The 7,753-nt window shown below is 50.5% G+C and carries 8 protein-coding genes and 1 pseudogene; all 9 read right to left on the reverse strand.

Annotation, left to right across the window (positions count from 1 at the left end):
- Positions 1–8 precede the first annotated feature (8 nt).
- Positions 9–1,022, reverse strand: coding sequence for a tyrosine-type recombinase/integrase (locus Q8L79_RS17775; protein ID WP_305273965.1), 1,014 nt, complete (start codon positions 1,020–1,022; stop codon positions 9–11).
- Positions 1,003–1,704 carry a tyrosine-type recombinase/integrase gene (locus Q8L79_RS17780; RefSeq protein ID WP_370870043.1) on the reverse strand — a complete coding sequence of 234 codons (702 nt, stop codon included), beginning with the start codon at positions 1,702–1,704 and terminating at the stop codon, positions 1,003–1,005. Before Q8L79_RS17780 ends, Q8L79_RS17775 begins: the two co-directional genes overlap by 20 nt.
- Positions 1,623–1,964: a hypothetical protein gene (locus Q8L79_RS17785; protein ID WP_305273966.1), complete on the reverse strand. Its 342-nt coding sequence runs from the start codon at positions 1,962–1,964 to the stop codon at positions 1,623–1,625. Before Q8L79_RS17785 ends, Q8L79_RS17780 begins: the two co-directional genes overlap by 82 nt.
- The gene (locus Q8L79_RS17790; RefSeq protein ID WP_305273970.1) at positions 1,961–3,208 is read right to left on the reverse strand and encodes a tyrosine-type recombinase/integrase; all 1,248 of its coding nucleotides are present in this window, start codon (positions 3,206–3,208) and stop codon (positions 1,961–1,963) included. The genes Q8L79_RS17785 and Q8L79_RS17790 overlap by 4 nt, the downstream gene beginning before the upstream one ends.
- Positions 3,209–3,302: 94 nt before the next feature.
- Positions 3,303–4,034, reverse strand: a complete 732-nt coding sequence (locus Q8L79_RS17795) for an IS66 family transposase (RefSeq protein ID WP_370870041.1) — start codon at positions 4,032–4,034, stop codon at positions 3,303–3,305.
- Between the two features lie 10 nt (positions 4,035–4,044).
- Positions 4,045–5,295 carry a group II intron reverse transcriptase/maturase gene (gene ltrA / locus Q8L79_RS17800; RefSeq protein WP_305273971.1) on the reverse strand — a complete coding sequence of 417 codons (1,251 nt, stop codon included), beginning with the start codon at positions 5,293–5,295 and terminating at the stop codon, positions 4,045–4,047.
- Positions 5,296–5,837: 542 nt separating this feature from the next.
- Positions 5,838–6,644: pseudogene (locus Q8L79_RS17805) on the reverse strand (transposase); the annotation flags it as partial.
- 96 nt (positions 6,645–6,740) lie between these two features.
- Positions 6,741–7,091 (reverse strand): IS66 family insertion sequence element accessory protein TnpB, encoded by a 351-nt coding sequence (gene tnpB, locus Q8L79_RS17810; protein ID WP_305273973.1) that lies wholly within the window; start codon positions 7,089–7,091, stop codon positions 6,741–6,743.
- Positions 7,079–7,366, reverse strand: a complete 288-nt coding sequence (locus Q8L79_RS17815; RefSeq protein ID WP_305273975.1) for an IS66 family insertion sequence element accessory protein TnpB — start codon at positions 7,364–7,366, stop codon at positions 7,079–7,081. Before Q8L79_RS17815 ends, tnpB begins: the two co-directional genes overlap by 13 nt.
- Positions 7,367–7,753: the final 387 nt, after the last annotated feature.

The following is a 7,753-nucleotide window of genomic DNA, read 5'->3' on the forward strand; positions in this document are numbered from 1 at the left end:
GCATAATTTTAAAGACCCTCCAAGAACTTTAGAAGGTCATCCGATGGGTGATAGCGCACCTGCCCAATCTCTGGCGGTAGTGCGATCATGGCTAGAGCCCGTTCCTTCATGGATAGATCAGCCTCAATGTAACCGTGTGTGGTCACAGGGCTTTCATGGCCCAGCCATAAAGCGATGATGGTGATATCTACGCCAGCTTGCAGTAAGTGCATGGCCGTTGTATGTCTCAAGGTATGCGGCGTTACGCTACGACCTTGCAATTGTGGACATTGGTTCGCCGCCAAGTTTACTGCCAGAGCAATCCGTTCGGCTACATTTGAGCGCGTCATTGGTAAGCCTTGACGAGTCGGCACTAAAGCTTGTTCAGCCTTCAAATTGGCGAACACCAGCCAGTGCCGTATTTTGGCGGCAGTCTCTTTCCATAGAGGTACAGTCCGTTGTTTGCGGCCCTTACCATGCAGGCGTACTGAAGGTGATACGGTTAGTTCAACATCGGCCACCCGGATACCAATCAACTCCGATACCCGAGCGCCGGTGTTATAAAGCAGTGTTAACAAAATATGATCCCGACAGCCACACCAAGTTTGTTTATCGGGCGCTTCCAGCAAAGCTTGCATTTCCTCGCGCGACAGGAAGCTCAGCATAGGCCTTTCAAAGCGCTTCATCGGAATTGCCTGAATCTGCTGGGTCAACAGCAAAGCTTCCGGGCATTGCAAAGCCACATAGTGGGCAAAAGCCCGTATAGTCGCTAAGCGAGCATTACGGGTTCTGACAGAATTGTGGCGTTCGGATTCCAGGTATGTAAGGAAGTTAAGTATCAAGGTCACATCAAAGTCGACCAGAGCAAGCTTGGCAGGTGGCTTACCTATTTCGCGTTCGGCATAACACAGTAGCATTCGAAAGGTATCATGGTAAGCAGCGATAGTTCTGGGACTTGCATTCTTCTGCTGCAACAATCGATCGGCAAAAAAGCGTTGAACCAAAGCGGCAAATTCGGCAGGATTAGTCAGCAGACAGTTCATAGCTGACCTCCTGAGCATATCGATGGAAACGTTCGGCCGCGATAGCCATCAGTTCTGGAATGCCGGTGAAATACCAATAGGTGTCGCTGACCCGAGCGTGCCCGACATAAGTTGATAACGCCAGCACTGCGTGGTCAACATCAACACCCTGTTGATAAAATCGCAACAAGCTATGCACTATAAAGGTATGTCGAAGATCATGCAGGCGATGATGTATATAATCGCCACGCGGCTTCCAGCCAAGTTGTCGGCAAATCGTCTGTAAGGTATTCAATATGTTTGCCCGATTAACTGGCTGACCTTCGTCGGACAGGAAAAATCGATTGCAGATGGGATGCGGTATGATCTGATCACGTAACCGGGCATAGTCATTTAGCGCATGCGTGGTGCTCGGATGCAGTGACGCCCAGCGACTCTTGAGAAACTTAACATCATGGATACAAAGTACTCCAGAATCAAGATCAACATCGCCACGAGAAAGCCAAGTCGCTTCTGAAATGCGCAGTCCGTTTGAGGCCAGTAGTCCGAAAATAGTGCGACAGGTGGCTGGGCGTAAACCGTGTCGAGATACGAGATTATCGGTTGCGTTGAGGAGTGCAATCAGTTCGACTTCGGTATAGATATGAGGAATAAGCCGTCGGTGAGCCGGGCCAAATAATCCTGATGGGGAATCTCCGTGGATGGATCAAGTCGCTGGCAGAATCGGGCAAAACCGCGTAAAACTTCAATGCGCCGCGCTCGGGTGATGGGGCGATCTCGTTTTGAATCTTGAGCCCATTGCATAGCAAGAGCCATCGTCAGGCTTTGCTGATCGCCACTGGCATCAGCAAAGCGAGCGAATCCTTTTAGAACTGTTTCATCAATAGTCAGTTTATAACCAAGGCTGTGTCGTTGAACTAAGTACGCCTCAACCCGTAACAGCCAAAAATTAGAGGCGTTCATGAGCAACTCCCAGGCCAAGGTAACGCCACAGCCCGTAAGCGTTCAAGATCGACACGGGCATAGGTCTTTGCAGTATCAAGGCATTGATGTCTCAGCAAGTCTGCAATGTCCTTGATGGACGCGCCCGCCTTTTGTAGACGTGTCGCGGTGGTTGAGCGCAGAACATGGGTATTGCAAAATTGATTGCGCAGGCCGCAACGAGTAAACGCACGATTCATTGCATTACGAATAGCGGGCACAGATAACGGTTGATCAAAAGGGGCTCGATGCCTGACAAACAGGATTCGACTTGATGCCAGTGGTCGGCCTTTAAACAGATATTGTGCAATAGCTTGCCCTGTAGATACTGGGAGTGGCAACTGCTGCACGCGTTTACTTTTATTACTACTAATGGTTAGCGTTGCGTTACGCCAGTCCACGGAATCTAGCTTTAAATAGGTCACCTCATGACCGCGTAACCCAATATCCAGCAAGCAACGGGCGATGGCATAATCGCGCATACCGACCCCGTACGTACAATCGAATGCCTTTAGAAATGCATCGACTTGTGTGTCGGATAGCACCTTGGGCAAGGTTGCAGGTGACCAGGATGCAATCCTTGGAATAAAGGCTGACAAAACGGTGGTGGGCTCGCCCTGTAAAGCGCAGAAGCGTAAATAGCTGCGCAAACTGGCACCGGCGACTTTTAGTGATGCTGGTCGCCATCTCAAGGCCATGTGTTGAAAAAAAGCATCAATATCAGCGCCAGAAATTTGCGCGAAAACAGGCGCTTCTGAGCAAAATCGATGACTAAGAAACGCACCAACATGCTGGCAACGGTTCACACAGGTCTGCGGTGACATACCGCAAATATTCAGCAGGTAATCAGTAAATCGTTCAAGTTCCGCTTCTATCGGACTCTTGGTGATGATTGAATATTGTTGTGGCAAAAAAGTGAGCAAATGCTTTAGCGCTGCTCTATCCATTTTAATGGGGTCACTGGAATTAACAGAATTGGAAGACAACAAAAGCAGATCATGAAGGTAGTGGTGAAAGAGCGCCTGATTAATGCTTTGCAATTCCACACCTTCGGCATTTAGCCAGCAACCGAAATGAATTACACAGTTGACATAGCGCTCAATGGTATACCTTGCATAGTGCTGGGCATTTAATGCTTCAACATAGGGAGCGGCAATGCTGCTGAGCGGATTATCGACAAGCGAATCCAGGTGAGTAAGATCCGCCAGATGGGTTTCAGTAAACATGGTTTTATTCCTGTAGTAAGTAAAGAAGCTACAGGAAACCACCAAATTATTATGCTGAGTTAAAATCAGTCATGTGGAGCTGTAAATCGCGCCGTTATGCGGCTTCGCAGTTGACTACAGGCGAACTATGCATAATAACGAACTGAACATAATTTTTTCCAAGAGCAATAGGCCGAATACAGTTTTCCACCGGATTATTATCGATGGGTAAATGCCCGGTTTCAGCATAGCGGATGATGGCAGGCCAGCGCTTTAGGGTATAGTCCATAGCCTTGGCGGACGCGCTGCCGTTGGCAATGCCGATACGGGTTTTAACTAGCCAGTCATGAAAGTCTTGAAGTTGTGGCAGGGTTTTTTCTGCGCGTAGCTGCTGACGCGCGTCGATGCTCGATGTCTGGCCTTCTGTTTCGATGGCATACAATGTCGCAATGCGTTGCAAAGCTTCTAGCGCCATTGGGCTTTGATTGGCCTGATGCAGGTCGAAGAACTTACGCCGCGCATGCGCGAGACAAGCCAGCTCGATACAGCCTTGCCGGTTACCGGTGTTTGCGAACAACGCTTTGTAGCCGGCATAATCATCCACGAGCAGATGGCCGCTCCAGTTTCCCAGAAATTGGCGGGCATGCTCGCCGCTTCGTCCCGGTTGGTAGTCGAAGACGATGAGTCGCGGCTGATCTTCTTGAAGATCATTACTACGGTAGGCCCATAGATAGGCTTTGCGGGTTTTGCCCTTGCCAGGGTCAAGTTGCGCCACCGGCGGTCGAGTCACCCAAGGGAACTTCCCCCTCAGGTGCTCACGGAACCGTACGTGAACCTCTCGATTCATACGGCTCTTCCTATCCAGTCAATTTCATACCATAAAACAATCGCCAATGTGCAAACAAATCAGGTTGACTCCGGGCTATGCCCAGCAACCAATTCTCTGCACGCTGTCGGTGTCCACGAAAGTGTTTAAACTTCCGCGCTGCCCACAAAACAAGTTTCCGATTTAAATGTCGCCAAACCGGATTTAATGCCGACCGATAGAACACCCCGTAATACGCTATCCAACCGCGTATCACAGCATTAAACATCCTTGCCAGATCGTGCAGGCTCTTATCGCTTTTCTTCTGGAGCGCCCATCCTCGAATTTCCTGACGTATCGCTTTGGCTGCTTTATTACTGATAGCCGGAACAAAGCCGGTGAACAAGCCACCTTCTTTGCTTTTCGCTCCACGAGGCCTGAATGTGAACCCTAGAAAATCAAACGAAACGTCCGGGTAATCCTCTTTGCACCGATAGTTTTTACAGTAAACCACACGGGTTTTCAGAGGATGCAGTTCAAGTCCACAGACTGCAAACCGCTCCTGCAACACTTGTTTTAGCCTTTCCGCCTGTTCTCTACTCCGACAATGTATAACGCCATCATCGGCATAGCGCTCAAATGGAAATTCGGGGCAGTGCCTCTGCATCCACATATCAAATGCGTAGTGCAGAAACAAATTAGCCAGCAAGGGGCTGGCAACTCCACCTTGCGGGGTTCCCCGATCTCTCGGCTGCAGTGTCCCATCCGCCATCTGCACGGGTGTTTTCAGCCAACGCTCAATGTACAGCAGCACCCATTTTTCCTGGGTATGCTTGCGTACCGCGCGCATTAACAGATCATGGTCGATATTATCAAAATAACCCTTAATATCGAACTCTAGCACCCAATTGTATGTCCAACAGCGTTTCCGCGTCATAGACAACGCCTGATGCGCTGATCTTCCGGGCCGGTATCCATAGGAATCAGGATGGAAGTGCTTCTCCAATTTCGGCTCCAGTACCTGCTTGACCACCGTTTGGGCGATTCGATCCGTCACCGTTGGAATACCCAAAGGACGGGTTCCTCCATTGGCTTTGGGGATTTCGACGCGCTTGACCGGTGGCGGCTGATAGCTTCCTGATGCCATCCGATTCCATAGCTTGTAGAGATTATTACCAAGATCCTGGTCAAACTTTCCCAGTGTCTGTGCATCAACCCCCGCTCCGCCCCGGTTGGCTTTTACTCGTTTGTAAGCTTCCCACACCTGATGTTTGGTAATAGGAAACGATTTTGCCGGGTTCAATAGAATCCTCCTGTTGCCAGTTGTTTTATCGTTCCAAGCCAGATAGGGCAACCCCTTCGCTCCAGCACCATTACAGTCCCTTCGACACTACTACGGGTTGCTCCGTCCCTGTACTCCGCATCGGTACTCTCACACTTAGGATACTCCCCCTTGTGTTTCTCCCTTAACATCGGAGTGACGGTTCCCACGTTCTACACAAGAGCCCGGATCGCACTCTCGCCACCTCCATGCCGGATGCCGACCGGGCCGTCAACAGTCACCTCCCGGACTTATCCTGCGGTAACGAAACCTCCGCAGTTTTGACATCATCTCCACGTTTCGACACGTCATCAGTGGTTCACTTGCGTTCGACTTTACGACCCATACCTGACCAAATCGAGTTTGGCCTTTTCCTATCTCGCTCACCACAACGCCTCTTAAACGTCGCAGCAGTAGGTGGTTTGAAGCCTCCGCCTGTACGGCGACTCCGAGGGACCCACCCTCATCTCTTGTGCAGCATAGCTGCACGGAGGAGTTTCACCCCCTGTGCGCCTTCGTGGCACACTTTCATCGGCATGCAAGGTATTGCCTTGCAGCAGATGCCAAATGAGGCGATCCATCAGGGGTTGTAACGCCACGCCCACACGTCCCACCCATTCGGCTAAGGTTGAACGAGACAGGATGACATTCTCGCGGGCGGCGATCTGCTCCAGGCGATAGAGCGGCAGATGGTCCTGGTATTTGCTGATCATCACCCAGGTCAGCAAACCCACGGCGGCCATGCCGCCATCAATCACAGCCGGTGGAATCGGCGCGGCGGTGATGGTTTCGCAGTTTTTACAGGCATATTGAGGGCGAATGTGACGATGGACAGTAAACTTAGCAGGCTCGACATCCAGTTGTTCGGTGACGTCTTCGCCGATTTTGACCAAGTCTTGGCCGCATTTCCCGCAAGCGCATGACTCGGGTTCATGACGGTGTTCGATGCGCGGCAAATGCGCCGGCAAGGGTTGTCGACCGGCACGTGGGCGTTTAGGTTTAACAACCGTCTCGCCGGGTTCATGGTCTTGGAGTTGTTCAAGTTCCGCTTCAATCGCGGAAACATCGGTATTCCAGGTTTCCTCAAACACATCGCGCTGTAAGGGCGATAGAGCTTCACTTTTTACGCTAAAGCGTAGACGCCGGTAATAGGCCACTTCATGCGTCAACGCTTCGATTTTGAAGTCTTTGGCTTTGATGAGGGCGTCTTTGGATTGCAATAGCGCGGCATCGCGTTCTGTTTGATCAAGGAGCGATTGAATCAAGGCCGCTACTTGAGTTTTAGCGGTCGGATCAAGGTCTAAATGATCAAGCTCAGCGAGTGGTTTCATGGGAGAAATTATACCGTGAATTTCACCATAACGCCTTATTTTTATTGAGTTTGTCTATGATTTTTCGCTGTTTTTTAAATGAAAAAATCACCCTATTTAGACCTGCCAATGGGCTTGGGGCACCGCCGATAATCGCTGCCAATCCACACCGGTTACCAGCCAATCCCATTGCGCCTGACTGATAGCAAAACCGGCGTCCAGCACCTTGGGCCAAACAAAACCACCTTGATGTAAACGGCGCTGACACAACCAAACGCCATTGCCATCCCACACTAACAGCCGCAAGCGAGTGCCCGCCCGATTGCGAAACACGAACGCCGATCCCGCGCACGGCGATTCACCCAGCACTTGTTGGACAAGTGACGATAATCCATCGATACCGCGTCTCATGTCAACGGGTGCAACGACTAACCAAATCTGAGCTGGACTGGCAATTAATCCAGGCATCGCAGCAGTTCCGCCAGCCAGGAGGCAGAAGTCGATGTGGGCATATCGACTTGATGGCCCTTGGCATGTTTCAAGACGATGCTCCCTGTCACCGATGCTTTTAACTGAACGGGAATCAACGCCGGTAACGTGCCATTTTGCGCCTTTCGATAATCACTTAATCGGGCTCCAAAGGTGTTGTCATTTAAACCTTGCTGCCGACAATACTCAGATTGTTTTAGACCACTATGCTGCCAGGCTTCAATATGATTGATCCACTTGATCGTTAGCGCCATCTCTTATCCTCGTCAAAAAGCATAAGGATGTTCGATTTGGGATTTTCAATCTAGATGGTCGGGTTGGACGAATACGGTTATAGCGGCGTTTTAGTCGAATGGGCAAAAAACATGTTCAACTGGAACCTGACCATTGTTAAACGGACCGACGCCATGCGAGGCAAGTTTGTCGTGTTGCCCCGCCGATGGGTTGTTGAACGCTCTTTTCCCCAGGACCCTGGAAAGTTTTGCACACTTTTTAACAAGCGATGAGCCCCGTGCGTCTGCGCGTGATTTTCCCCAAATTGCGGTCAAAAAAAAACCCAAGCGTTTGGGCTTGGGTTTTTAATTTAAGCGCTTGGCAATTCCCTACTTTCGCATGGCAAACTGCCACACTATCATCGGCGC

Origin of the sequence: Methylobacter sp. (assembly GCF_030680395.1) — a bacterium.
Taxonomy (GTDB): domain Bacteria; phylum Pseudomonadota; class Gammaproteobacteria; order Methylococcales; family Methylomonadaceae; genus Methylobacter_A.

Bases quoted from the DNA above. Each gene is read 5' to 3' on its own strand.
- tnpB (WP_305273973.1), bottom strand. From the start codon at position 7,091: ATGCCTGGATTAATTGCCAGTCCAGCTCAGATTTGGTTAGTCGTTGCA.
- Q8L79_RS17775 (WP_305273965.1), bottom strand. From the start codon at position 1,022: ATGAACTGTCTGCTGACTAATCCTGCCGAATTTGCCGCTTTGGTTCAA.
- Q8L79_RS17815 (WP_305273975.1), bottom strand. From the start codon at position 7,366: ATGGCGCTAACGATCAAGTGGATCAATCATATTGAAGCCTGGCAGCAT.
- Q8L79_RS17795 (WP_370870041.1), bottom strand. From the start codon at position 4,034: ATGAATCGAGAGGTTCACGTACGGTTCCGTGAGCACCTGAGGGGGAAG.
- Q8L79_RS17790 (WP_305273970.1), bottom strand. From the start codon at position 3,208: ATGTTTACTGAAACCCATCTGGCGGATCTTACTCACCTGGATTCGCTT.
- Q8L79_RS17785 (WP_305273966.1), bottom strand. From the start codon at position 1,964: ATGAACGCCTCTAATTTTTGGCTGTTACGGGTTGAGGCGTACTTAGTT.